This is a genomic window from Nonomuraea sp. NPDC005692 (assembly GCF_040631115.1).
Lineage (GTDB): Bacteria > Actinomycetota > Actinomycetes > Streptosporangiales > Streptosporangiaceae > Nonomuraea.
Genome location: NZ_JBEXYU010000062.1, coordinates 1 through 22,105, shown reverse-complemented (window position 1 = coordinate 22,105; position 22,105 = coordinate 1). Strand labels below are relative to the sequence as shown.

The following is a 22,105-nucleotide window of genomic DNA, read 5'->3' as shown; positions in this document are numbered from 1 at the left end:
GCGCGGCGGTGGCAGGGGCAGGCGTAACAGGATCCGCAGGGCGGTATGCCGGGATAGGTGCACGGCCATCGCGGACAAGAGGCGCACGCCGGCACATCCGGCCAGTTCGCGGACCACCGCTCCGATCTGTGAGGCCAGGCGGGGCGTGCGGCGTTGGTAGCGCTCCAGCACGCCGGGCAGCTGCTCCCGGAAGGTCTGGCGGCAGCCGCGGGTCGGGCAGACCATGCGGCGGATCCGCACCATCACCAGCACGCGACGTGTGTCCACCGCGACATCGGCCAGAGTGCGCTCGTGATAGCCATGCACGCGAGTTGTCCCGGCTCCACAGGCCGGGCAGTCGGCAGAAGAGCCGTTCAGGGTTCGCGCCCGTACCCGAATCTGCTCACCCTGGTCCGCTATGTCCTCCACTACCAGCGGCGATAGCCCTGAGAACACCGTCTGCACCAACTCGTTGACGTCGATCACAACTCAGCGTGACCTGATGACCCTGTCCGTCACCACCGAATCTGCGACAGAGCCGTTGTTGTTCTTACAGTCCCGCGGGGCCGCGCGCTCGGCGGGGCTGCGGCGGTGATGGTTACAGCAGGCCGCCGCCGCGGTGGACGACGTGAAGTTTGCCGTCGTACGCCGCGACCGCAGGGCGTTCGACGGAGGTGACAGCGGGGCTGAAGGGGGTGTCGGTGCTCCAGCTGGTGCCGTTGAAGCTGGACCAGTAGAGCTTGGTGTTGCGATTGGTGTAGCTGCCGCGGTGGACGACATACAGCTTGGCGCCGGTGCCGTCGTTGAAGACCGTCAGGGATGGGGAGACGGCACTGTTGTGGGTGCCCAAGGGGGCGGGGCTGCTCCAGCTGCCGCCGCCCACGGTGTTGAAGCGCGCCCAGTAGAGCCTTTCGTCGGAGTCTGGGCCGCGGAAGACGCAGTACAGCTTGTTCTGGAACACGGCGAGTGCCGGACCGTCCGCGCTCTTCTGGCTCCAGCCGTTGCCGTGGTACCAGCCGTTGCCGTTGTAGTACACCGTATGCAGATGGCCGTTGCCCTGGCCACGGTAGACGCAGTACAGGTTGTTCCCGAGAACCGCCAGCGCCGGCGCGGAGGGGCTGGCGTGGCCGCCGATCGGCGTTGCGGCGCTCCAGCTGGTGCCATCGAAGGTCGACCAGTACAGCTGCTCGTTGTCGTTACTGCCACGGTGGACGCAGTACAGCTTGTTGTCGTAGGCGGCCAGTGCGGGCGCGGCGTTGCTGAGGGGGCCGGGGAAGAGGGTGTCGGGGCCCCAGTTGGTGCCGTCGTAGTGGCACCACCACATTTGCTGGAAATCGCCGCTGGTGTGCGCGCAGTACAGCTTGTCGTCGAAGACAGCCAGCGCGGCGCCCGTGCGGGCGGTAGCGGTGGGCAGCAGCGCGCCCTGGCTCCAGGTACTGGTGTTGGAGGAAGTGGTCAGGCGCAGCCGTTCCTCGTCAGGCAGGGTGAGGCGGATGTGGAGATCGAAACGGCCGATGCCGTTGAAGCCCCAGTGGTCGGTGGCGCCCGGGCGGTTGGCCAGCGCGGCGAGCGCGGGCCGGCTGAAGACGATGGTGCGACTCTGCACCAGGTCGTCGTCGTTGCGGAACCACTCGATCAGCGCTTGGACGAGCGCGGTGATGACAGTGAGGTAATCCCCGATGTCCGCTCCGCCGCCCTCCCAGTACCAGGCGGGATTGTCCTTGAACTGGTAGGCGATCTGCTGCAGCTTGTCGCCGATCTTCTTCAGGTCTTCGACGAGCTTGTTGTGCCAGGAGGAGGGGCTGTCGTCGGCTTCCCAGCACTGGATGTGGATGGGCAGGCTGTTGCCGACCCGGCCGTTGAACAGGGTGGTGCCCGCGTCGAACACGCGCACCGAACCGGTTTGGATGTCGCCGTACTCCCGTGTCTTGTTCCACTTGTTCCTGGCGGTCTCGTTGGCTGAGGCGTAGGCCCAGTAGATCTCGTCTTGAGGGCCGAACACTGTGTCTCCGGTACTGCGCCGGCATTCGAACCGTTGCAGGTCCAGTCTCAGGTCTATCGGCGGGGGCGAGACCGGGGTCGCGGTGTCAGAGCGGGAGCTGCCGACGACGGTGACGCCGTAGCCGTAGTCGGCCATGGCCTGGAGGAAGTCCTCGCTGTCGAGGGGCTCGTCCTCGTTGAGGGCATCGATGTTCACGAAGTTCACGTTGGGCAGGGCGCGGAGTTCCTCGCCGAGGGCGGCGATGTCCTTGGCCAGGTCGTCTTGTGTGTAGCCCTCGGTGAGGGGGCGATCGGCCACGGTGGCGGAGAGTATCTGGCGGGTGCCGGCCGTGTTCTCCTCGGTGAAGGTGCGGCCGAAGGCACGGACCTCCTCGTCGTCGTCCGCCAGTGGCCGGAGCATGTCGAGGAGTTCTTGTTCGAGCTCGGTCAGCTCCAGCCCGGCCTCCAGGCGCGCGGCGCCGCGCAGCATCACCCCGACCAGCAAGAAGACGGCCGGGGAGGGCGTTGCCCGGTGGGCGAGGCGTTCGGTGGCCGGGCGGCCCTGCAGGGTGGCCCGTACGCGGTCCAGTCGCTCCGCGCGCGTGGGATATGGCATGCGCTACCTCCATCACGGCCGGTCCCGCACGGACCGGACCGGCATTGACGTTACGTATCGCAAAGGGTCGATTACACCCCTCGGGCAGGCGTAGACGGGAATTGTCCGCAACCGGCCAACGGGGTGCGGTCACCTCCGCGGTTCGATGTCCCGACGATGGCCTGCCCTTCTACCTCTCACGGCACGCTGCGCAGACGGCAAACCCTCCTCTCCCGCCCGGGAGTGCGGCGACAGGCGTACCACTGATCTCTGCCTCCTCGAAGACCGGACAGCGCGGTCATCCGTCGCCGGCGTCGAACAGCAGATGGGGACGGGGCGCAGGGCGCTCAGGATCGTGGCAAGGCAAGGGCCAGCAGCGCGGCGGCCAAGGCGCGGCCGTGCGCGGCAGCGTGCCGGCCGTCGCTCAGCCGGATCTGCCGGCCCTGGTGGTGCAGCACCACGGCGCCGTCCGGCTGCCGGGCGACGGCGATGCCGACCTCGGGCAACCTCACCCCGCGCACGTCGTCGCCGAGGTCGCCGCTGAGGTCGGCCAGGTCGGGCAGCACCAGCCCGGCGGCGGCCTGGGCGGCGGCCAGCCGGTCGCGCAGTTCTCGCACCTGCTCGGCGTCACGGTCGCGTTCGGCCCGGGCGGCGCGGGCCTGCTGTTCGGCGGCCACGGCGCGCTCGCGCTGGAGATCGCGGTCGGTGCCGGCCTGGCGCAGCTCCTCTTCGGCGCGGGCCTGCAGCCGCGTGGCGGCGGCGGCTTCGCCCTGGGCGGCGGCCAGGGCCAAACGCGCCTGAGTCGCCTCCTGCCTGGCGGTCTCGGCGCGGCCCTCGGCAGTCTCGGCCCGGGCCTGGGCCTGGCGGCTGTCGTGCTCGGCACGCTCGCGGGCGAGGTCGGCATCAGCGGCTGCGGCCCGTAGGGTCTCGGCGTGCCGGGCGTGCTCTTCTGCGGCGGCCCGCAGCCGGTCGAGCTCGCGCCGGGCCTCCTCCAGCAGGGCGGCCATCCGTTGCTGCTCGACCTCGGCCTGCTCCCGCTCGCGCAGCGCGTTGTCGCGGGCCTGCTCGGCCGCGCCGCGGGCGCGTTCGTGCTCGGCGACCTGGGCCCAGGCGTCGCGGGCGTCGGCCTTGGCCGCGTCGACCTGGCCGTTGGCCTCCCGCTGAGCGCGGCGCTGCTCCAGCTCGGCGGCCTCCTGCTTCTCCCGGGCGGCCTGGGCGCGGCAGTCGGCCAGCTCGGCACGGGTGTTGGCCTCGCTCCTCTCGCGGCGCGCCTGCGCGACGTCGGCGCGGGCGGCCTGGGCCTGGGCGAGCGTGTCGGCGACGGCCCGGTCCAGGTCGGCGCGCAGCCCGGTCGCCGCGGCGGCGATCTGGTCGGCCAGCGGCCCGAGTACGGCCTGGGCCTGTTCCAGACGCACCTGCCCGCTGTCGCGGGCGGCGGCGGTCTCAGCCGGGACGCGCTCGCGGTGGTAGCGGGTGCGGTGATCGGGGCTGCAGTCCAGCGCGTCGGCGCGCTTGCCCGGCGGCAGGGCGCCGCCGCAGTACCGGCAGGCCCGCCGGCCGGCGGCGCGGGTACGCACGGCCCGCTCGGCGGCGACCGCCTCCTCCACCCGGCCGGGCAGCGGCCCCGGCACACCCTCCCCGTCCGCCTGCTCCGCCACGGGGTCGGGATCGGACGGTTCGCCCGTAGGAGTGAACCCGAGCTGTCCCGCGATGGAATCCCCGGCGCCCTGCGCTGCTGGCCCCGCCAGCTCCTCACGTTCACCCATGCAGGGACTATATGAAAGTCGTATCCGTAGCCGTGGAGACGGATATGGATACGATTAATGTCCATACGTGACCATCTCACACAATTTCTGATTGTGTGAGATACGATGATCGTCGGCCGTCTGAATGAGAGTTCTCATCTTTCTGACCTGGTGTTTTCTCACCTGCTGTCAGCGGGATTCCCGCCTGCTGTCAGTGGCGTGATCCGCAGCCGATGCCCGCCACTCCTCCCGCCTCCCCGGAGATCAGTACCTTCAGGACTGGTTAGCGATAAGCTCACTTATCGCTAACCAGGGAGTTGATCATGAAAAACCATATGGGCGCTCCCGAACGGCTACCGGAGCGCGCCCCCGCGCCGCCCGCCGCCCCGGATGAGCACCTCCTGGAGGGCCGGACGGCCCGGCTCGTCGAAGAGGGCCTGGCCGCCAACACCCGTCTCGCCTACGCCCGCGACTTCGGCGCCTACGCCGCCTGGTGTCAGTCCACCGGCCGCACCCTGCTGCCCGCCACCCCCGCGACCCTGGCCAACTACGTCGCCCACCTGGCCGCCCAGCACTACGCCCCCTCCACCATCGACCGCGCACTGGCCTGCGTGCTGGCCGCCCACGACCACGCCCAGCTCGCCAAACCCGCCACCACCGCGGCCCGGCTGGCCCTGCGCGCCTACCGCCGCGAACGCGCCCAGCAGGGCCACCGCCCCCGCAAATCCCCGCCGATCACCGTCGACCGGCTGCGCGCGATGGTCGACGCCCTGCCGGACGGCACCCCCGCAGGACGGCGTGACCGCGCTGTCCTGGTGCTCGGCTTCGCCCTGATGGGCCGCCGCTCGGAGATCACCGACATCGACATCGACGACCTCACCTCCACCGCTGACGGCCTGGAGCTGTACATCCCGTACAGCAAGACCGACCAGGACGCCCACGGCGAGATCGTCGCCATCCCCTACGGCCAGCACCCGCAGACCTGCCCCATCAGGGTGACCCGCGCATGGCTCACCGACCTGGCGGCCGCCGGCCTGACGACCGGACCGCTGTTCCGCCCGATCGACCGGCACGGCCGCATCGCCGCCCACGCTCATCCCGCCGCCGGGCGCGGCCGCCGTGAACGGCTGACCTCGCAGTCGATCAACTTGATCGTCAAACGGGCCGCGGCAGCCGCCGGCCTCGACCACGCCGATGCCTACACCGCGCACGGCCTGCGCGCCGGCGGCGCCACCTCCGCCGCCAAAGCCGGCGCGCCCATGTCCGCGATCACCCGTCATGGACGCTGGGCCGACGGTTCCCCCGTCGTCGCCGGCTACATCCGCCAGGCCGACAAATGGAACGACAACCCCCTGCACGGCATCGGACTATGAGATCGGCGGCTCGCCGAGCTGCCTGGTGAACTGGTCCAGCCGTTCGGCGATGGGGCGACTCGCCCGCGACCGAAGCCACGTCGTGGCGCCACGTCGTGCTCGAATTCGCCCGCTCACAGCTCGGGCCGCGCCTCATGCACTGCCCGCTCCAGCCCCCTCGGCCGCAGCCGGCGCCAGCACGTGGAATCGGCAGCACCGCTCGGGCAGTTCCATTGAAGCCCTTCGTCAGCAGGTTCTGAGGGCGTTGCCGGCCTCGCTCCTCCCGGGGCGCGATTGAGGTGGTTTCCGGCGTCATAGGTCCTCGACTCGCTGGCCTTCGCCGACGCCGCTGTTGGTGACGCCGGGGACGGTCGAGCGCTCGGAGGTGAGCACGATCGTGTTGCGCGTGGTCACGAGCTCGGCAGGGATGTCATTGTCGGCCACGATCAGCTGGATCCGGTCCTTGTATGCCTCGGTGAGGGTGGCCAGGCGGCTGTAGATGCGGCGGCCGAGTTCGCGGTCCCGGTCGACGGTGCCGATCGCTTTACGTGGGGAGTCGATGATCAGCAGGCTCGGCAGCAGGACGTCGGGATGGTCGAGCGCGGTGGTGAGCAGGGTCAGGTGGTAAGCGATGTTGAGCGCGGTGCTGGCGCCGCCTCCGCTGGCCTGTAGGTCTTCGAACGCGGTATCTCCCACCAGCGGCAGGAAGGTGTCCGGATCGATGCGGGCGATGCCGTCGATGGGAATGCCGATCAGATTGACCTCGTCGGTGAACGCTGCACTGATGTCATCGAGTTGGGCGCCGCGGGTGCGGAGGGCCTTCTCCCGTTCAGTGATGTCCACCTTGAGCTGCCGGTCCGTCTTACGGTGGGCAGCGGCCTCGGCGCGGACCTGGTCGAGCCGCCGCCACATCTGCATGTGCTGGCCGGTCTCGTTGATGCGGTGGTGCAGGGATTCCGCCTGCCGGCTCAGCTGGGCGACCGCCTCGATCCGCGGGGAGGCCGCGCTGGCGGTCGCCTGGTCGTAGTCGCGGTGGAGGGTGTCCAGGTGCAGGTCCGTGTGGCGGGCCGTCAGCCGGGCCTGTTCGAGCGCGTTGATGTCGGCGTGGAGCAGAGTTTCCGTTTCTTCTATCTGTGCCCGGATTCGGTCGGCGTTCTGGTCGGAGGCGTGAACGTCTTCGATGTCGACCGGGGCGAGCGGCTGGCAGCACAGGCGGCAGTCCGTCTCGGGGACATCGCGGCCGTCGAGGTCCTGCATGCAGCGCGGGCACGTGACGAATTCGAATGGCGCGAGCAGCCCGATCGCGGTACTGCGCCGTTCGGCCTTGGCCAGGTCTAGGCGCAGTTGGGCGAGGGCGGCCTCGCGGCCGCGAACGGTGACTGCGAGCAGGTCGGCTTCCTCGTGCCGCTTTTGCGATGCGGTCAGGGCCTCGGACAGCTCGGCGCGGCGGTGTTCTTCCGCATTGGTCAGCGCGGCGAATTCGTCGCGGGTGGCCCGCAGTTTGTCCTCCGCCGCCGCGAGCTGCTGCAGCAGGTCCATGCGGCGGGCCCGCAGCTCGTCGACATCGGCGATGCCGGTGTCGCGGATGAACCGGTCGATCGCGGCGGCGTCCTTGTCCAGTTGTTTGGCGCGGTCGCGGGCGATCCCTCGCTGGCGTTTCAACTCGACAAGTTCCGGGTCGGTGAGGCCGAACATCAACTCGAACGCGGCGATGCGTTTCGGGTTGGTGTTCGTGGTGTCGAGGTGCCCGACGACCGACCGGTCGATCTCCTTGGCCTGCAGGAAGCAGTACCGGAAGATGTCTTTGAAGGTCAGGGCGACGGTGCGGGAATTGGCGCCGGCCCGGGTCGTCGGCACCCGTTCGACTGGGATCCCCAGCGCCTCGAGCAGGAACCGGGAGATGGACGGTCCGTCGGCGGGTTTGGGACTGACCGTCCAGGTGTGTTGAACCAGGTGCGAGCCGGGTTCGATGATCTCCACGAGGCCGGAGTCAGCGCCGATTCGGCGGCGCAGGATCATCGACGATTCCCCGGCCTGGATGGCGAGGTCGACGTAGGTGACGTGCTGGACCACCGCGGGGGTTAGGGCCGCGTTTCCGCCGAACGCGTGCTTGATCAGCATCAGCAGCGTGGATTTGCCCATCGTCGTCGTGCCGGTGACGAACGTCAGTGGGGACGTGAAGTCGAACGTGTGCGACGCCCGGTTGGTCGAGACGGTCAGGGACCGGATACGCAGGTTCGTGGCCATCTAAATCTCGCTTCTGAGCGGGAGTGCGACGATGTCCGGCAACTGTTCGTAGATGAGGTCTTTCAGATCTCGGCCGGGCAGGTCGAAGTGTGCGCGTAGCAATCGGGCCCGCTTGGCCACGACCGCCCACGGGCTGGTTGCTTCCAAGGCGGCGCTGAGGTCGCGTCCGGCGTCGGTCAGGGTGATCTCGGTGGAGCCGTCGACCCGGGCGAACGTCGCGAGGCGTTTGCCGACCAGCGCGCCGAGGATGGGGTAGTAGCGGTCGTCCCATGGCCCGTACTTGTAGCGGATCATGCGGCTTTCCACTGCGTGTCGCTCGTCGTCGGTCGGTGCGACGCCCGGCCTGGCGGCGCCGGCCGGTAGGAGGCGTTCGGCCATGACCGGATACCGGAGTAGGAAATCGATCTTCGCGAGTTTGGTCAGGCCGCGAAATGGTTCGTCCGGCTGGGTGAACTGGTAGATGAGGATGAGGACTCGGGCCTCGTGATAGAGGCTCTCCTGGCGGATCGCCAGGACAGCGGCAGCGGGCAGCGGAGTGGTCATCATCCACCTGCCGGTCGCGAGAACCCGAACTTGCACATGTCGCTCAGCTCGTAGGCGTACCCGAGGATGTGGAAGTCGTCGAGTGGCACGCTGATCTTTTTGCTGAGCTCTGCCCGGCGCAGTTCAGCATGCAGCAGGTCCTGGAACTGGATGCCGTAGTGGCCGCTGGTGCCGATCAGCTGGGCACGGATCCGGCGGACGATGTCGAGGATCTCCATCTCCAGTCGGAACTGCGTCTCGATGTCCTCCGGAAACCCGGTCCTGGCCTGCGGCCAGATGTGCAGCCACAGGTCCCGCAGGCCTAAGGCGTTGTCCCGTTCGTCATCGCCCATCAGGGCGTCGCGCATCTTTTCGATGAGGCGATGACCGCCGGGGGCACGTGGCGGCGTCTGCCCGGACCTCAGCAGCGAAACTGGGTCGCCGACAGCGCGCCGCGTGCCCAGCCGGATCGCGTCCAGGACCGCCTCACGCGAGACCGTCCGCCGCTGAACCGTCTGCGCGATCTCCGACCGCGGGTCGTAGGCGCCGGGGTTGGTCAGATATTGGGCCAGGTCGATGGGTCTGCCGCTGTCGTCCCGGCTCGCCTCCGCGACGAGATCGACGACCGCCTTGTAGACGTCAGCGGCTGCCGATGGCGCGAAGCCAAGCGTGGCGGCCGCGGGTTCCACAATCTGCCGGATGTTGACGTCCCGTATGTCACGCTTCGCCGGCCGCTCGCAGTCGAACTGGCAGCTGCGCACGAACCGCAGGAGCATCTCGAACAGCCCTGTCGGCAGATCAGCCGGGTCGTGCCGTTTCGGTTTGGGCGGCACCGGCGCGACGGGTCTGGGAATGTTGTCCAGGGTGGTGGACTTCGCCGCAATTTCCATCATGGCCCACGCCAGGTGCGCGATCAGCGCGGTCCCCCGCGGCGTGTCCAGTTCACCGGCCCGGCACACCTCCAGCAGGGCACGCGGCATGTACTCACCCGGTCTGCCGCCCAGACGAGTGTTGCTGGCCAGCCGTACGACCGGCTGGCTGGTGTAACCGAGCCACCGATCGAACAGGTGCGCAATCCCGCCGTCGTCGCAGAGCGACTTCATCGTGGTGTAAAGCATCCGGTTGTGGTGCTTGACTGACACCAGCTCCAGGAGGGGCGGTCTGTCCCGCACGATAATGAAGTCTTCCTGCCACTCACAGATGATCTCCACGATCGACGTGTCGGTGTGCAGGCTCAGGCAGTACGAGGCGATGATCTCGGTCTGGTAGTGGTAGTTGCCCTGAGTCGGCGCGCCCGCATCCTCGGCCGGCCACCGAAAAAGGTCCAGCTCGAGCTGACTGCTCCGGTCGACGCCGACGGAGAACCCATGCTCCTGCCCGGCTCCTGAAACAGCGTCACCCGCCACGACAAGCGTCCATTCCACCTTCCTTGCAACCGGTAAGCGCACGAACAGCGAAACCGATCACAGAGCGGTACGCAATACGCCGTCGGGCAAAAGACGAATTGTTAGTTGATCAGTGAGCTGATTAGGCCGTGTTTCATAAGTTGATCACGGTGTGGGCCGCGGGATCTGACAGACACGCACTGGGCGGTGCTGGAGCCGTTGTTACCTGATGCGGCCGGGCGTGGACGCCCGGCCATCTGGTCGAAACGGCAGCTCATCGATGGGATCCGGTGGCGGGTACGGACAGGTGCCCCATGGCGGGATGTGCCCGCATGCTATGGACCATGGCAGACGGTCTACGGCCTGTTCCGCCGATGACAGCGCGAAGACTGGGGACAGATCATCGCCAGGCTGCAGGCTCGCGCGGACGCGGCTGGATTGATCAACTGGCAGGTCAGCGTCGATTCCACCATCTGCCGTGCCCACCAGCATGCGACCGGTGCCCGCTCCGACGGAGCTGCACAAAAGGAACCGCCGGGCGGGGTGGCGACCGAGCCTGTCGACCATGGTTTGGGCCGCTCACGCGGCGGCTTCACGACCAAGATCCATTTGTCGTGCGAGCAGGGCCAAAAGCCGTTATCGATCATTATCACAGCGGGCCAGCGGGGTGACTCCCCTCAGTTTGTCGCGGTCCTGGAGGGCATCCGTGTGCCCCGAATCGGCCCCGGCCGGCCACGGAGCCGACCAGAGCGGGTGCGGGGAGACAAGGCCTATTCCTCTCGCGGCAACCGCGCCTACCTGCGCCGCCGGGGCATCGGCTGCATCATCCCCGAGCCGGCCGATCAGGTCCGCAACCGTAAGAAGCGTGGTAGTGCCGGAGGCCGCCCCCCGGCATTCGATGCCGAGGACTACCAAGCCCGACACGCGGTCCTCGGTGGCACTTCGCGATGACGGCGCTTACGAGGTCGAACGCCGTGACGTACCTCGGCGAGAGCACGAACTTACGACTGAAACCGACCGTTGTGCCGTGGCGAAAGACCTCACCATCTGGCTGGCCGCCCGCAACTACCCCAATAGGCCGACCAGATCACCGAACACCGAAATCTGAAACACGCCCTAGGCGTCGAAGTCCCTCGACGGTTTCGACAAGTCGGCGCAGCTCTTCGTCGGTGTTGTAGTAGTGCACCGACGCGCGGACCAGGTCGGGCAGGCCCCGCGCGCCCATGTCGTACCGAGCGTACTCTCGCAGCGAGACCGACGTGTTGACGTCCAACTCGGCGAGCCTGTGGTGAACGTCGGCCGAGGGCATCCCCGCGACGGTGAAGGTAACGATGCCGCACTGCCGTACGCCTTGGTCATGGACCCGTACGCCGGGCACCTGCCGCAGGCCCTGCCGGAGCCGCCGCGCCAGGTCGCGCACCCGCTCCTCGATGTTGCCCAACCCCAGGGACAGGGCGTAATCGACAGCGGCGCCCAGGCCGAGCGTCGCGGCGACGTTGCGCTCCCACGTCTCGAACATCCGCGCGGTTTTGTCGATCTCGTAGCTGTCCGGGCCGGTCCAGGCGGCGGAGTGTAGATCCAGTACGGCCGGCCGGATCTGCTCGCGCAGCCGGGGCCGCACGTACAGGAAGCCCGTGCCACGGGGGCCCCGCAGGTATTTGCGGCCCGGGGCGCTGAGGGCGTCGCAGTGCAGCCGCTCGACGTCCAGGTCGAGCTGGCCGGCCGACTGGCAGGCGTCCAGCAGGAACGGCACGCCGGCCGCCTCGGCCAGCCGCCCCACCTCCTCGGCGGGGTTGACGAGACCGCCCTGAGTGGGGACGTGGGTGATCGCGATGAGGCGTACCCGCCCGTCCATGCGGCGCCGCAAGTCCTCCACGTCCATCTGGCCGCTTTCATCGTCGTCGACCACCTCGACGCGTGCCCCGGTGCGCTCGGCCACCTGCAGGAAGGCGATGACGTTGCTGGCGTATTCGGCGCGGCAGGTCAGGATGCGGTCGCCGGGGCCGAACGGCAAGGCGTAGAACACCGCCTGCCACGCCCGAGTCGCGTTGTCGGTCAGTGCGATGTCTTCGGCGGCTGCGTTGAGCAGGGCAGCGACGGAGGATCGGACCGCGGCGAGCCGGGGCGCCGCATCAGCGGCCGCCCGGTAGCCGCCGCGCAGCGCCTCGGCGCGCAGGTGGGCGATCACCGTGTCGGTCACGATCGCGGGAGGCAGCGAGGTGCCCGCGTTGTCCAGGTGGGTCACGTGAGTACAGCCCGGCGTGTCGGCCCGAGCCTGTTCAACAGCCTGCATGCAAAACATATAAACTGAATACAGTAATGAGACGTTGTATGCAAACGAGGGAGCGAATGAACCATAGCGACACGGCTCCGCTGCGGCGCGACATATCGGAGCAGGTCACCGCACGCATTCTGGACGGTCGCCTGCCCGCCGAGGGGCGCGTCAACGAGGTCCACCTGGCGGCCGAGCTGGGGGTCAGCCGCACGCCGCTGCGGGAGGCGCTCGTGGAGCTCACCGACCGCGGCCTGCTGGTCGCCCAGCCGCGGCGTGGCTTCCGCGTGCCGCCCCTGGACATCGACGAGGCCCGCAAGCTGTATCCGCTGGTAGGCGAGTTGGAGGCCCTCGCCCTGCGGTGGACCGCGCCGCAGGACCTGCTCGGACTCGTTGACCGGCTGGAGGAGCAGCTCGAGGAGATGCAGGCCGTTCTGGAGCAGGGGGAGGGGTTGGCTGCGCTCGACGACCGCTGGCACGACCTGTTGCTCTCGGCCTGCGCCAACGCCCCCCTCATCCGGATCATCGCCCAGACGAAGCCCCTGCTCAAGCGCTACGACGTACTCTATTTCGGCGGCCCCGACCGGGCTCGGCGCAGCATCGACGAACACCGCCGTATCCTCGCCGCGATCCGGGAGGGAGACCTCGCCGAGGGAGCGCGATGGCTCGTCCAGAACTGGGTCAACGGAGCCGCCTACCTCGGCCAGGACGCGCACCGGTCCACCCGGTAGATCGCGGCTCGGACAGGGAGATCATGACCGGGAAGACTTCGGCCCGCCGCACCGACCTGGACGGACATGTCGCCATCGTCACCGGCGGCTCCTCAGGCCTGGGGCACGCCATCGCGCTCGCCCTCGCGGAGGCCGGCTCGGCGGTCGCGCTCGTCAGCCGGCGGCGGGAGGCCGGCGAGCGGGCCGCGGCACGCATCACATCCTGCACAGGCCGGGCCGCCTCAGCGTTGGCCTGCGACGTCAGCGACGAAGCGGGCGTCCACCGGGTGGTGGGCGAGGTCGCCGAGCGATTCGGCCGCCTGGACATTCTGGTGACCAGTGCGGGGGATCCAGGCCAGGGGCGACGTCGGCGAGCTCGGCGCGGCCCAGCTCCGGCGCTGCCTTGAGGTCAACGTCGTCGGGACCTTCCTGGCCTGCCAGGCGGCCGTCCCGTTCATGCGAGCCGCGGGATACGGCCGCATCGTCACCCTTGCCAGCGCGCTCGGCCTCGTGGGCGCCGCAGGCGGCCATGACATTGCCCCGACGCCGCCGACCGGTATGTGCGCGATCATCCCCACCGGCAAACGCAAGGGCCAGAACCCATCCGTCGCCAGGATTTACCGGGCGCTGGCCGAGCACGCCAAGCGGGAGGCGTACCCGGAAGTCGTCGAACAGGCCCGCGCCGACTTCGCCGCCCTCACTGGCGGCGAGGTTCCTGAACCTCGCACAGAGATCAAGGCCCTAACAACACGCTGAGGCTACTTGTCACTTCGCGGCAGCTTCGGGAGAACAGGGCCGAGACGGCGCGCTTCACGGGGGATGCCGCGGTCCGGCGCCGCGCCCAGACCGGTGACTCCTGCCGGAACGCCCCCGCCCTTTTCCCCCTTGTAGCGATTGGCGGAACCGCCGGCCAACACACAGCGCCCCAGCCCGCCTGAGGCGGACCGGGGCGTTGTCGTGTGCGGAGTCAGGTGTGGGTGTGGTTCAGCCGCAGTGCACGATGTTGAGCTTGACGCTCGTCCATGACGGCGAGATCCCCTCGACATCGAGGCACTGGCCGGGTGCCGAGATGCACGCCGACCCGGCGTAGTACTTGTAATTTCCGGCGTCGCTGGACGTTCTGCCGCCGTCGCCCCGGGAGATCACGACGCCCTTCCATCTGGTGTTGGCGTAGGGGCCGTCGCCGTAGGAAATGCAGGCCATCGTCCCGGCCCATCTGATGGGCCGCGTGGCCTTCACTTCCGCCCGGGTCCATGACCACCAACCGCGGCGTCGAGACCGCACTGCGCAACGCCCGCCCCCAAGCCGACCAGCACCCGCCGACGAGAGTACCCTGCACACCACGTCCAGGTGACGGGCTCCTGGCGCGTTCCCGACGACCGGCCGGAGTTATGCCGCCGCGTCGTCGATGCCGAGGGTGACCGCCAGGTCGTGCAGGCACTCTTCGAAGACGGGCTCCATGTCGGTGTAGGCGAAGTCCAGTTGGTGCAAAACTTCCATGCACAGCAGGCCGTACAGCCTGATCCAGCACGACAGGAAGACGTGTGCGGCCTCGGGCGGCAGTAGCCCGTCGATGGCGGTGGAGTAGGCGGTCAACTGCTCGCGCAGGGAGGCGGGCAGGTCGGCCAGATCGGGCACCGGGAACGGCCGGGTCCGCCATAGCTCGACCGTCAGGTCGAGCAGGACCTGTTCGAAACGCAGGGCGGCCTGGTGACGCACCGAGCCGGCACCGCGGTTGGGGGCGGCGATGGGGCTGGCGAAGATCCAGCCGAACTCGGCGGGATGGGTGACGGCCCAGGCCCGCATGGCCCGGCAGACGGCCAGCAGGCGGTCGCCGGACGGCGCGCCGGCGCGGGCGTCGCGGGCCTGCTCCATGACGGCGGCCAGCTCGCGGAAGAAGTCCGCGGTCACCGCGCCGACCAGCTCGTCATGGCCGGCGTAGTAGTGGTAGAGAGCCGGGCCGCTCATGCCGACCTGCCGGGCGACCGCGTTGATGGTCACCGCGGCTGATCCCTGCTCGACCAGCAGCCTGCGCGCGGCCGCGTGAATTTCCTCCAGGGTGGCCTGGCGCAGCCGTTCCCGCCTGCTGGTGTGTGCGGACATCATCACCTCTCTTGTCATTCCCGTTGACATCTTAGGGCATCTATGCTTCCTTAATGACTCTAAATAATCTAGAGGTCGTAAGGAGCGATATGTGGTGGATCCTTCTCGCGGTGATGGTGCTGATCACGGCCGTGTGGTGGCGGATGTCCAGATCCGCGCACGTACGGCGACGCAAGGACTCCTGACATGGCCCGCCTGATACGCGACCGCTTGTCCGGCAAGTACGCCATGGAGGCGACCGTCACCGTCGCCGAGCAGGTCAACCTCGCCATGCGCCGGATCCGGCTGGAAACCGACCAGCCTGTCGCCTTCCCCTGGACGCCCGGCCAGCACGTCAGAATCCAGCTGCGGGACCCGCTGTCGGTGTCGGGCATCCTGCGCCCGGCCGAGACGCTGCGCACGTACACGATCTGGGACCTCGACCCCGGCAGACAGGCGATCGAACTGCGCGTCCACCTGTACGCGGGCGACGGCATCGGACTGCAGTGGGCACAGGCGGCACGGCCCGGGAACCGCGTGACCTTCTGGTGGCCGCAAAGCGACTTCTTCACCCGCGAGGCCGACTACCACGTGTTCATCGGAGAGGAGACCGCCGGCGCCGCCTTCGGACCGATGATCAGAGCGCTGGGAACGTCCGCCCGGATGTTCGGCGTCCTGGAGAGCGAGACCCCCGAGCACGACCTGGCCATGCCCGGGACGCCGACGCTGCGCCGCGTCCACCGCCACGGCGCCCCCGCGGTCGCCTCCCCGGTGCTGCTCGCGGCCGTGGCCGAACTCGACCTGCCGGGCAACGCCGGAGCCGCCTACGTGGCAGGCGAGGCCAGAACCTGCCAGCTGGTGCGCGACTTCCTGATACGCGAACGCAACTGGCCCCGAGCCTCGATCAAGACCAAGCCGTTCTGGGCCCCGGGCAAGCGCGGCCTGCACTGACCGTCAAGGAGACCTGAAACATGAAAGTGATCATCGTGGGAGGCGGCATCGGCGGGCTCGCCACGGCCGTCGCCTTCCACAGACGTGGCTGGCAGGTGGAGGTCCTCGAACGCGCCGCCGAGTTCACCGAGGTGGGCGCGGGACTGACCATTCAGCCCAACGGCCTGCGCGCGCTGGACGCGGTCGGCCTGGGCGACCGCCTGCGCGCGGGTGGCTCGGCCGACCCGCTCGCGGGGATCCGCAGCAGCCGCGGGGACTGGCTGATCCGCAACGACGTCGAGAGCCTCAAGCGCCGCTTCGGCCCGTGGGTGACCGTGCACCGGGCCGACCTGGTCGACCTGCTGAGAGCAGCCGTGCCGCCGGAGGCTCTGCGGCCCGGCATCGACGTCCAGCACGTGCGGCCCGACGGCACGGTCCGCCACGACGGCGGCTCCTGCACCTCGGATCTCGTGGTGGGCGCCGACGGCGTGCACAGCGTGACGCGCCGCTCGCTCTGGCCTCACCTTCCAGGGCCGCGCTACGTCGGCTACACCACCTGGCGTCTCATCGCTCCGCCTCAGCCCGTCGAGGGAAGCGTGGAAACGTGGGGCAGGGGCGAACGGTTCGGGCAGGTGCCGATGCCCGACGGCCGCGTCTACTGCTACGTGATGGCCAACGCCCCCGCCGGCTCCCACGTCGGCCTGAACGAGCTGCGCGAACGCTTCGCCCGCTGGCACCATCCCATCCCAGCGCTGCTCGACTCCACGCAAGAGGAGGCGGTGCTGCAACACGACACCCACGAGCTGCCGGCGCTGCCGACGTACGTCTCCGGGAACGTCGCCGTTCTCGGCGATGCGGCCCACGCCATGACCCCCAACCTGGGGCAGGGCGCCTGCCAGGCGCTCGAGGACGCGGTCACGCTCGCGCACGCGGTGGACACCCTCGGCGTACGCGAAGGGCTGGCGGCCTACGACCGCATCCGCAGGCCGCGTACCCAGCTGATCGTCCGCAGGTCCCGTCAGGCCGGCGCCGCCGCGCACTGGACCTCCACGCCGCTGACCACCCTGCGGGACGCGGTCCTCCCGCTCCTCCCGAACGTGCTCTTCGCCCGCTCGCTCACCCCCGCCTACACCTGGACGATCTGATGCCCCTCCCACGAATCCTGATCATTGCCGTCGCAGCGATCACGACGGTCGGCGCCGTGCTCGCCGACCTGGCCATCCCCGGCCTCGCGGCACAGCACGCCTTCAACCCGACCTGGCCGCCCCACGCCAAGTTCCACGACGCCCAATACATGGTGATGACCGTGCTCCTCGGCCTCACCGGCCTGGCCCTCGCACTACGGCCGGCCCGGAACACGCTGCTGCACGCCGCCGCCGTCCTGGCCATCCCGTGGCTCGGCATGATCGGTGCGCTCCTGTTCCCCGGCACCGCCACCTACGACCCGGAGTTCGCCGACCGCACTGTCTTCGTCCTCGGTCTGCACGGGCAGGTCTTCATGGCGATCGTCCTGCTCGTGGCCTTGCTGGTCGCGACAGCGGTGACACTGCGCATGCCCGTGGTCTCCGCCGCCCGGCCATGAGGGCCGGCACAGCCCTGCCTGGTTAGGGGCTCCCAACAGATCCGGCGTCCCGACGATCACCAAGCAATGGCTAGATCACCCGCTGGAGAGCCGCCCTGGCGGCGGCAGGATGTGAGCCGATCTCCTCTGAGAAGATCAGCACGCGCGAAGGTGCGGCCGGAGTTCGCCAAGGCCATGGAGTACGTCCGCACGATCAAGTCCGCCGTCCCGCACCAGCGGGTGATCTTCACGGTGCATGAGATGAAGCGCCTGGGGCGCGGCGCGGCCGAGTTGCTCTTCGCCGGCATGGCCGAATCCGAACGCGAGTACATCCGGGAGAAGTCTCCCGAGGGCCAGGCTTCAGCCCCGCGAGCGCGGCCGCCATGGCGGCCGACCGAGGGTGTTCGACGACGACATGGTCGCTTATGCGCACAGCCTGCGTGAGCGCGGGGTCCCGGTGCGGGAGATCGCGTCCAAGCTGGTCATCACCACGGGCAAGAACAAGGGACGTCACCCGTCGTTGGCCAGTGTCTACCGGGTGCTGGCCAACGACGGGCCCGGCGCCTGACTGCGCGGCCTCGTGCCTCAGCTGCCTGGAGAGGCCGCTGTCTTCGGCCGAGGCGTCCCGGCTCGGCGCAGTACGGCCCAGTTGTCCAGCCGGCTTCGGCCTGGACCGCGCTCCAGGCGCTACCCGATGCGGTGATAGCGGTGGGTGTGTCCAGAAACAGCGGCCCGTCGGCGCCCAACTGGCCGGCCCAGATCAGCACGCCGTCGGCGGTCAGCACCCGGATGATCTCGGCCGGAACAGCAGCGCGTCGACCAGGGCCACGGTGCCCGAGCCGAGCTCCAGCAGGTCCCGGACAGCAGCGGACCGCCGCGCGGGCCAGGGTGTCGGTGAGGAAGTCCAGCCGGCCGGTGGCGTGCTCGGCGCCCGCGCCCAGGCGGTAGCCGCCGGCCACCCCGGGCGGGGCGTGCACCGGGTAGCCGAGCAAGCGCAGGCGCTCGACGTCGTTGCGGATGGTCCTGGTCGAGACGCCGAGCGGGCGGACAGCTCGGGTCCCGACCAGTCGCGGTGCGCCTGGAGGAGGGACAGCAGCTTGAGCAGGCGAGCCGAGGTTTCCAGCATGTCGGCTAATACGGAAGGGATCCTTCCGTATTGACGACGATCTTGCCCAGGAAGTGGCCGTCCTGGCTGCGCCGGTGAGCGTCGGCGGCCCGCTCCAGAGGGAACACCTCGGCGACCGGGATGCGCACGCCCACGCCCGCGGCCGCGCGCAACGCCCGCGCCCGGGCGGCGGGGGAGGTGTCGCGGCCGGTCGAGAAGCGCACGCCCAGGCGGTTCGCCCCCGTCATGTCCGCGATCGTGACCACCTTGGCCGGGTCGCCGGTGTGCTTGACCGACAGGTCCAGCACGTCCCTGCCCGAGGCGTCCAGCACCCGGTCCACGGTGTGCGGCAGGTGCTCCTCCAGGCCCTCGCCGTAGACGACCGGCCGCACGCCGAGGCCGCGCAGGAACGCGTGGTGGCGCTCGCTCGCGGTGCCGACCACATCGGCGCCCGCGGCGCGGGCGAGCTGCGCGGCGGCCAGCCCGACGCCGCCCGCGACCGCGTGGATCAGCAGCGTGTGGCCCCTCTCGACGCCGAGTTCGCGCAGCGTGCGGGTGGCTGTCTCGACGGCCACCGGCAGCGCGGCGGCCTCCTCGTACGTGAGATCGTCCGGCTTGGCCACCAGGCCGTCCGCCTCGGCGATCGCGTACGCGGCCAGCGTGCCCGTTCCCTGGCCGTACACCGCGTCGCCCGGCCGCCAGGCGGTCACCCCCGGGCCGAGCGCGTCGACGGTGCCCGCCAGGTCCAGCCCGGTCCCCTGGGGACCGTCGATCGTGGCGCCGGGGAAGCCGGTGCGGAGCTTCCAGTCGATGGCGTTCACACCAGCCGCCCTGACCCGGACCCGCACCTGGCCGGCGCCCGGCTGCGGGAGCGGGACCTCCTCCAGCTCCAGCACCTCGGGGCCACCGAGCCGGTGGTGGCGCACGGCCTCGGCGGTGACGAGCAGGACGGCCTTGCCGACGAGCTCGCGCGCCTCCAGCGCGGCGTGCGACTCGGCTGCCCGCTCCAGCGGCAGTGCCAGGCCCACGGGGGTCGTCAGCCCGCCCGCCGCCAGCTCCTTCATGGTCAGCCCGGCCAGCCGCCCGAACTCGCCTGGGGCGAACTGCACCTGCTCCATCCCGACCAGGCGCACCCCGCGCCGCTCCGCCTCCGCCGGGTCGACAGGGGCGCCGGAACCGCTGCTCACCCCGTACGCGAAGAACCGCCCGCCGCGTTCCAGCAGCTCGAACGCGGCCCGGCCGATCTCGCCCCCGACCCCGTCGAACACCACGTCGAAGGGTCCCGAGACCTCCTCGTAGCCGACCGCCTCCGCCGCGCCCGCCTCCAGGGCAGCCGCCCGCTTGGCCGGGCCGCGCGCCGCCGCCGTCACCCGGGCGCCGCCGGCGCGGGCGAGCCGGACGATCGGCAGGCCCAGCGCCCCACCGGCCCCGATGACCAGCACCCGCGCCCCCGGCTCCAGCCCGGCCGCCGCTACCAGGCTCAGTGCGGCGGGACCCACCTGGATCAGCGCCGCCGCCCGCCACAGCGGCACCCCCTCGGGCACCACCACGACGGTCTCCACCCCGGCCACGGCCAGTTCGGCGTACCCGCCGCCCCCCGGGAGCAGCGCGGCGACCCGCCGCCCCTCCCACGAGGGATCCACGCCGTCACCGGCCGCGAGCACCCGCCCGGCCACTCCGGTGCCCGGCACGAACGGCGGCCGGGCGGGGAACCAGTCCTTCCCCCACCCGGCACGCAACTGCGCGTCGATGGACATGACGTCCACCGCCGACACGCCGATCAGCACCTGCCCGGCCTCCGGGACGGGGTCGGGCGCCTGCGCGGCCGCGAGCACCTCGGGACCGCCGAATTCCGTCACCTCGACAACGTTCATGACGCCGAGTCTGATACCTCAAGTGCGATTGAGGTCAACCGAAGAGCTGTGACCGGTTTGAAGGTGTCGTTGTTGGAACGGAACTTCACCGCTCGCAGCGGCTTGGGCAGGCCGCGCCGGTAGTGGTGGGAGTAGGAGCCACGCAGCTTGGTCCGCACCCGGGTGTTGAAGATCTCCTCGTTCGCCTTGGCCACGGATTTGCCTGACCTGCGGCGATACACAGGACCTGGACGGCAGTCTCGTGGCGTCTACGGTGGGATCATGGGCGATGACGAGCCGAGGTTCGGCTACGGCCAAGGACAGCGGCCGCTGTGGAGCGAGCGCGATCGCGATGCCGAGCAAACCCGGGACGCACTGCGTGCCGAAACTACGACGTCATGATCGAATATGACGTCATAGTCTCCATGACCCCCATGCGTTGGCAATTCCACTATCCGCCAGAAGGCTGGCTGATTCTCGAGCGCTGACACGAATGTTTCCAAGACCAGACCCGCCAAGGACTGCCTCACGGCTGAAAGTTACTGAAAGGCAGCCATCAAAGCGCCCAGCGGGGAGAAGCCGCACAGGTGAAATCACGATACGAAGGCGAATGGCCCGCCTGGGGGATCACGCTGCCATGCTGCCGCCTCACAAGACCCGGCAGCGTCAGGCACTCACCGGGTCCTACGCATCGCTGATCTTGATCCAGTACCGCTGCGCCGGGCCGAGCTCGACACCGCCCCGCCCGCCGACGCCCTGGCCGGGTTCCTCGACGCCGGCTGGCGGTTCTTGCGCCGCTACCCCTTGCTGTTCAACCCGGCCGTGAGCCGGATCCGGCCCGAGAGCAACGATCCCCACGACGTCGTCCCGCCGCGGCTCGAACGGCTCATCAGGCGCGGCCAGCAGGCGGGCGCGCTCGACGGGTCACTCCCCGCCGACTGGCTCGCCGCCGCAGTCATCGGGCTCCAGCACACCGCCGCGGCCGAGGTCTCCGGCGGCCGTCTCACCCCGCCTGAGGCGGCGGCCCTGTGCCTGCGGAGCACGCTGCGCCTCTGCGGCGCCGCCGCGCACTGAACGTTCTGTGCGGGCGCGTCCCGGAGGACGTTCCGCTATGAGGGAGCCGTCAGGGTCGGTACGTCGCTCCACTCGGCCCGTTCGATCGTCACGCCGGGCATGGACGCGGTCCACCGGGCGGTGATCTCGGTGAGCCTGGCGGCCGGCGGAGGCGTACGGGCGAGGCCGATCGTGTACCGGGCCCGCCCGGGTTCCCGCTCGAACGGGTGCGGCCAGGCGTGAACGTCCGGCAGCCCCGCCTCCTCCAGGGCGGCGAGCAGCTCCAGCATGCGTCCCCTGACGCGGCCGAGCGCCTCGTCCAGCTCCTCCGTACGGCCGGGGCGCACGGTCAGCACCGCCCATGCCGCGTGCCGCCGGTGGAGGGGCGGCGGGGCGGGCAGCTCGTCGTACCGGCCCTCTTCGGTGAGTTCCCAGGCCTGGTAGAGCTCCTGGGTGAGCCGGTCCAGGCCGCCGGCGGTGACCTGGCGGGCGCAGTTGCGTACGGGTGCGGTGGGCGTCAGCACGGTCATGACGTCCTGGGCCGGCGGGGTGGGGCCGGGGGTGAGGGTGACCGGGTCGTTCCAGTTCCAGGCGGCCCAGGTGCTGAAGAAGTGGCGGAGCAGCTCGTCCGCGTCCGCTTCTTGGACGGTGCGCGCGGCCAGTACGGCCCAGGCCAGGCCGGGCAGGCCGCCGAGCGGGGCTGCGTCCAGGCCCTTGGCGCGGGCCCACGCCTT

24 protein-coding genes and 1 pseudogene are annotated in these 22,105 nt (G+C 69.9%); 12 read left to right on the top strand and 13 right to left on the bottom strand.

Annotated elements, in window-relative coordinates:
- The 3 genes from ABZ459_RS51935 to ABZ459_RS51925 all read right to left on the bottom strand — a co-directional run.
- The coding region (locus ABZ459_RS51935) for a transposase family protein (protein WP_357988771.1) at nt 1-435 on the bottom strand (435 nt) is incomplete at its 3' end.
- A 142-nt stretch (nt 436-577) separates the two neighbouring features.
- Nucleotides 578-2,575, bottom strand: coding sequence for a hypothetical protein (locus ABZ459_RS51930; protein ID WP_357988765.1), 1,998 nt, complete (start codon nt 2,573-2,575; stop codon nt 578-580).
- Nucleotides 2,576-2,901: 326 nt separating this feature from the next.
- The gene (locus ABZ459_RS51925) at nt 2,902-4,320 is read right to left on the bottom strand and encodes a hypothetical protein (RefSeq protein WP_357988762.1); all 1,419 of its coding nucleotides are present in this window, start codon (nt 4,318-4,320) and stop codon (nt 2,902-2,904) included.
- Between the two features lie 302 nt (nt 4,321-4,622).
- Between ABZ459_RS51925 and ABZ459_RS51920 the strand changes: the two genes are divergently transcribed.
- Complete coding sequence (locus tag ABZ459_RS51920) at nt 4,623-5,672, top strand: tyrosine-type recombinase/integrase (RefSeq protein ID WP_357988759.1); 1,050 nt, start codon at nt 4,623-4,625, stop codon at nt 5,670-5,672.
- Nucleotides 5,673-5,963: 291 nt separating this feature from the next.
- On the opposite strand, the gene ABZ459_RS51915 is transcribed toward ABZ459_RS51920, so the two are convergent.
- The 3 genes from ABZ459_RS51915 to ABZ459_RS51905 are packed head-to-tail and all read right to left on the bottom strand — an operon-like array spanning nt 5,964 to nt 9,826.
- Nucleotides 5,964-7,898, bottom strand: coding sequence for a hypothetical protein (locus ABZ459_RS51915; RefSeq protein ID WP_357988756.1), 1,935 nt, complete (start codon nt 7,896-7,898; stop codon nt 5,964-5,966).
- The gene (locus ABZ459_RS51910) at nt 7,899-8,441 is read right to left on the bottom strand and encodes a hypothetical protein (RefSeq protein ID WP_357988754.1); all 543 of its coding nucleotides are present in this window, start codon (nt 8,439-8,441) and stop codon (nt 7,899-7,901) included.
- Nucleotides 8,441-9,826, bottom strand: coding sequence for a dsDNA nuclease domain-containing protein (locus ABZ459_RS51905; protein WP_357988751.1), 1,386 nt, complete (start codon nt 9,824-9,826; stop codon nt 8,441-8,443). Before ABZ459_RS51905 ends, ABZ459_RS51910 begins: the two co-directional genes overlap by 1 nt.
- 165 nt (nt 9,827-9,991) lie before the next feature.
- Between ABZ459_RS51905 and ABZ459_RS51900 the strand changes: the two genes are divergently transcribed.
- Both ABZ459_RS51900 and ABZ459_RS51895 read left to right on the top strand, forming a co-directional pair.
- The gene (locus ABZ459_RS51900; RefSeq protein WP_357988768.1) at nt 9,992-10,183 is read left to right on the top strand and encodes a transposase; all 192 of its coding nucleotides are present in this window, start codon (nt 9,992-9,994) and stop codon (nt 10,181-10,183) included.
- Between the two features lie 60 nt (nt 10,184-10,243).
- The gene (locus tag ABZ459_RS51895) at nt 10,244-10,756 is read left to right on the top strand and encodes a transposase (RefSeq protein WP_357988748.1); all 513 of its coding nucleotides are present in this window, start codon (nt 10,244-10,246) and stop codon (nt 10,754-10,756) included.
- Between the two features lie 136 nt (nt 10,757-10,892).
- Here ABZ459_RS51895 and ABZ459_RS51890 read toward each other — a convergent pair whose 3' ends face one another.
- A complete protein-coding gene (locus ABZ459_RS51890) occupies nt 10,893-12,098 on the bottom strand; it encodes an aminotransferase class V-fold PLP-dependent enzyme (RefSeq protein WP_357988745.1) in 1,206 nt (401 codons plus the stop codon).
- Nucleotides 12,099-12,154: 56 nt separating this feature from the next.
- Between ABZ459_RS51890 and ABZ459_RS51885 the strand changes: the two genes are divergently transcribed.
- From ABZ459_RS51885 to ABZ459_RS51875, 3 genes are read left to right on the top strand one after another with little or no spacing between them, the layout of a single operon-like run.
- Complete coding sequence (locus tag ABZ459_RS51885; protein WP_357988742.1) at nt 12,155-12,808, top strand: GntR family transcriptional regulator; 654 nt, start codon at nt 12,155-12,157, stop codon at nt 12,806-12,808.
- A gap of 23 nt (nt 12,809-12,831) precedes the next feature.
- Nucleotides 12,832-13,194, top strand: a complete 363-nt coding sequence (locus tag ABZ459_RS51880) for an SDR family NAD(P)-dependent oxidoreductase (protein ID WP_357988739.1) — start codon at nt 12,832-12,834, stop codon at nt 13,192-13,194.
- Nucleotides 13,127-13,543 (top strand): SDR family NAD(P)-dependent oxidoreductase, encoded by a 417-nt coding sequence (locus tag ABZ459_RS51875; RefSeq protein WP_357988736.1) that lies wholly within the window; start codon nt 13,127-13,129, stop codon nt 13,541-13,543. Before ABZ459_RS51880 ends, ABZ459_RS51875 begins: the two co-directional genes overlap by 68 nt.
- A 228-nt stretch (nt 13,544-13,771) precedes the next feature.
- On the opposite strand, the gene ABZ459_RS51870 is transcribed toward ABZ459_RS51875, so the two are convergent.
- Nucleotides 13,772-13,990 (bottom strand): hypothetical protein, encoded by a 219-nt coding sequence (locus ABZ459_RS51870; RefSeq protein ID WP_357988733.1) that lies wholly within the window; start codon nt 13,988-13,990, stop codon nt 13,772-13,774.
- A 186-nt stretch (nt 13,991-14,176) separates the two neighbouring features.
- The gene (locus ABZ459_RS51865) at nt 14,177-14,908 is read right to left on the bottom strand and encodes a WHG domain-containing protein (protein WP_357988730.1); all 732 of its coding nucleotides are present in this window, start codon (nt 14,906-14,908) and stop codon (nt 14,177-14,179) included.
- A 168-nt stretch (nt 14,909-15,076) separates the two neighbouring features.
- On the opposite strand from ABZ459_RS51865, the gene ABZ459_RS51860 reads away from it, so the two are divergent.
- The 5 genes from ABZ459_RS51860 to ABZ459_RS51840 all read left to right on the top strand — a co-directional run bounded on the left by ABZ459_RS51860 (nt 15,077) and on the right by ABZ459_RS51840 (nt 17,928).
- The gene (locus tag ABZ459_RS51860; protein WP_357988727.1) at nt 15,077-15,820 is read left to right on the top strand and encodes a siderophore-interacting protein; all 744 of its coding nucleotides are present in this window, start codon (nt 15,077-15,079) and stop codon (nt 15,818-15,820) included.
- A gap of 20 nt (nt 15,821-15,840) precedes the next feature.
- Nucleotides 15,841-16,944, top strand: coding sequence for an FAD-dependent monooxygenase (locus tag ABZ459_RS51855; protein ID WP_357988724.1), 1,104 nt, complete (start codon nt 15,841-15,843; stop codon nt 16,942-16,944).
- The gene (locus tag ABZ459_RS51850) at nt 16,944-17,381 is read left to right on the top strand and encodes a DUF6640 family protein (RefSeq protein WP_357988721.1); all 438 of its coding nucleotides are present in this window, start codon (nt 16,944-16,946) and stop codon (nt 17,379-17,381) included. Before ABZ459_RS51855 ends, ABZ459_RS51850 begins: the two co-directional genes overlap by 1 nt.
- Before the next feature lie 150 nt (nt 17,382-17,531).
- Complete coding sequence (locus ABZ459_RS51845; protein WP_357988718.1) at nt 17,532-17,804, top strand: hypothetical protein; 273 nt, start codon at nt 17,532-17,534, stop codon at nt 17,802-17,804.
- Nucleotides 17,761-17,928, top strand: a complete 168-nt coding sequence (locus ABZ459_RS51840; RefSeq protein WP_357988774.1) for a hypothetical protein — start codon at nt 17,761-17,763, stop codon at nt 17,926-17,928. The genes ABZ459_RS51845 and ABZ459_RS51840 overlap by 44 nt, the downstream gene beginning before the upstream one ends.
- A 358-nt stretch (nt 17,929-18,286) precedes the next feature.
- Here the strand turns inward: ABZ459_RS51840 and ABZ459_RS51835 are convergent.
- The 3 genes and pseudogenes from ABZ459_RS51835 to ABZ459_RS51825 form a co-directional block, all read right to left on the bottom strand.
- A pseudogene (locus tag ABZ459_RS51835) lies at nt 18,287-18,486 on the bottom strand (helix-turn-helix domain-containing protein); the annotation flags it as partial.
- Nucleotides 18,487-18,491: 5 nt separating this feature from the next.
- On the bottom strand, nt 18,492-20,339 hold the full coding sequence (locus tag ABZ459_RS51830) for a zinc-binding dehydrogenase (protein WP_357988715.1): 1,848 nt from the start codon (nt 20,337-20,339) through the stop codon (nt 18,492-18,494).
- Nucleotides 20,336-20,533, bottom strand: a complete 198-nt coding sequence (locus ABZ459_RS51825) for a hypothetical protein (protein WP_357988712.1) — start codon at nt 20,531-20,533, stop codon at nt 20,336-20,338. The genes ABZ459_RS51830 and ABZ459_RS51825 overlap by 4 nt, the downstream gene beginning before the upstream one ends.
- Before the next feature lie 574 nt (nt 20,534-21,107).
- On the opposite strand from ABZ459_RS51825, the gene ABZ459_RS51820 reads away from it, so the two are divergent.
- Complete coding sequence (locus ABZ459_RS51820; protein WP_357988709.1) at nt 21,108-21,392, top strand: hypothetical protein; 285 nt, start codon at nt 21,108-21,110, stop codon at nt 21,390-21,392.
- Nucleotides 21,393-21,427: 35 nt separating this feature from the next.
- Here the strand turns inward: ABZ459_RS51820 and ABZ459_RS51815 are convergent.
- The coding region (locus ABZ459_RS51815) for a poly(A) polymerase (protein ID WP_357988706.1) at nt 21,428-22,105 on the bottom strand (678 nt) is incomplete at its 5' end.

Excerpts from the sequence above, each read along its gene's own strand:
- ABZ459_RS51860 (WP_357988727.1), top strand. The coding sequence starts at position 15,077 with ATGGCCCGCCTGATACGCGACCGCTTGTCCGGCAAGTACGCCATGGAG.
- ABZ459_RS51930 (WP_357988765.1), bottom strand. The coding sequence starts at position 2,575 with ATGCCATATCCCACGCGCGCGGAGCGACTGGACCGCGTACGGGCCACC.
- ABZ459_RS51855 (WP_357988724.1), top strand. The coding sequence starts at position 15,841 with ATGAAAGTGATCATCGTGGGAGGCGGCATCGGCGGGCTCGCCACGGCC.
- ABZ459_RS51910 (WP_357988754.1), bottom strand. The coding sequence starts at position 8,441 with ATGACCACTCCGCTGCCCGCTGCCGCTGTCCTGGCGATCCGCCAGGAG.
- ABZ459_RS51870 (WP_357988733.1), bottom strand. The coding sequence starts at position 13,990 with ATGGCCTGCATTTCCTACGGCGACGGCCCCTACGCCAACACCAGATGG.
- ABZ459_RS51885 (WP_357988742.1), top strand. The coding sequence starts at position 12,155 with ATGAACCATAGCGACACGGCTCCGCTGCGGCGCGACATATCGGAGCAG.
- ABZ459_RS51865 (WP_357988730.1), bottom strand. The coding sequence starts at position 14,908 with ATGACAAGAGAGGTGATGATGTCCGCACACACCAGCAGGCGGGAACGG.
- ABZ459_RS51915 (WP_357988756.1), bottom strand. The coding sequence starts at position 7,898 with ATGGCCACGAACCTGCGTATCCGGTCCCTGACCGTCTCGACCAACCGG.
- ABZ459_RS51830 (WP_357988715.1), bottom strand. The coding sequence starts at position 20,339 with ATGAACGTTGTCGAGGTGACGGAATTCGGCGGTCCCGAGGTGCTCGCG.
- ABZ459_RS51920 (WP_357988759.1), top strand. The coding sequence starts at position 4,623 with ATGAAAAACCATATGGGCGCTCCCGAACGGCTACCGGAGCGCGCCCCC.
- ABZ459_RS51880 (WP_357988739.1), top strand. The coding sequence starts at position 12,832 with ATGACCGGGAAGACTTCGGCCCGCCGCACCGACCTGGACGGACATGTC.
- ABZ459_RS51890 (WP_357988745.1), bottom strand. The coding sequence starts at position 12,098 with ATGCAGGCTGTTGAACAGGCTCGGGCCGACACGCCGGGCTGTACTCAC.
- ABZ459_RS51925 (WP_357988762.1), bottom strand. The coding sequence starts at position 4,320 with ATGGGTGAACGTGAGGAGCTGGCGGGGCCAGCAGCGCAGGGCGCCGGG.
- ABZ459_RS51850 (WP_357988721.1), top strand. The coding sequence starts at position 16,944 with ATGCCCCTCCCACGAATCCTGATCATTGCCGTCGCAGCGATCACGACG.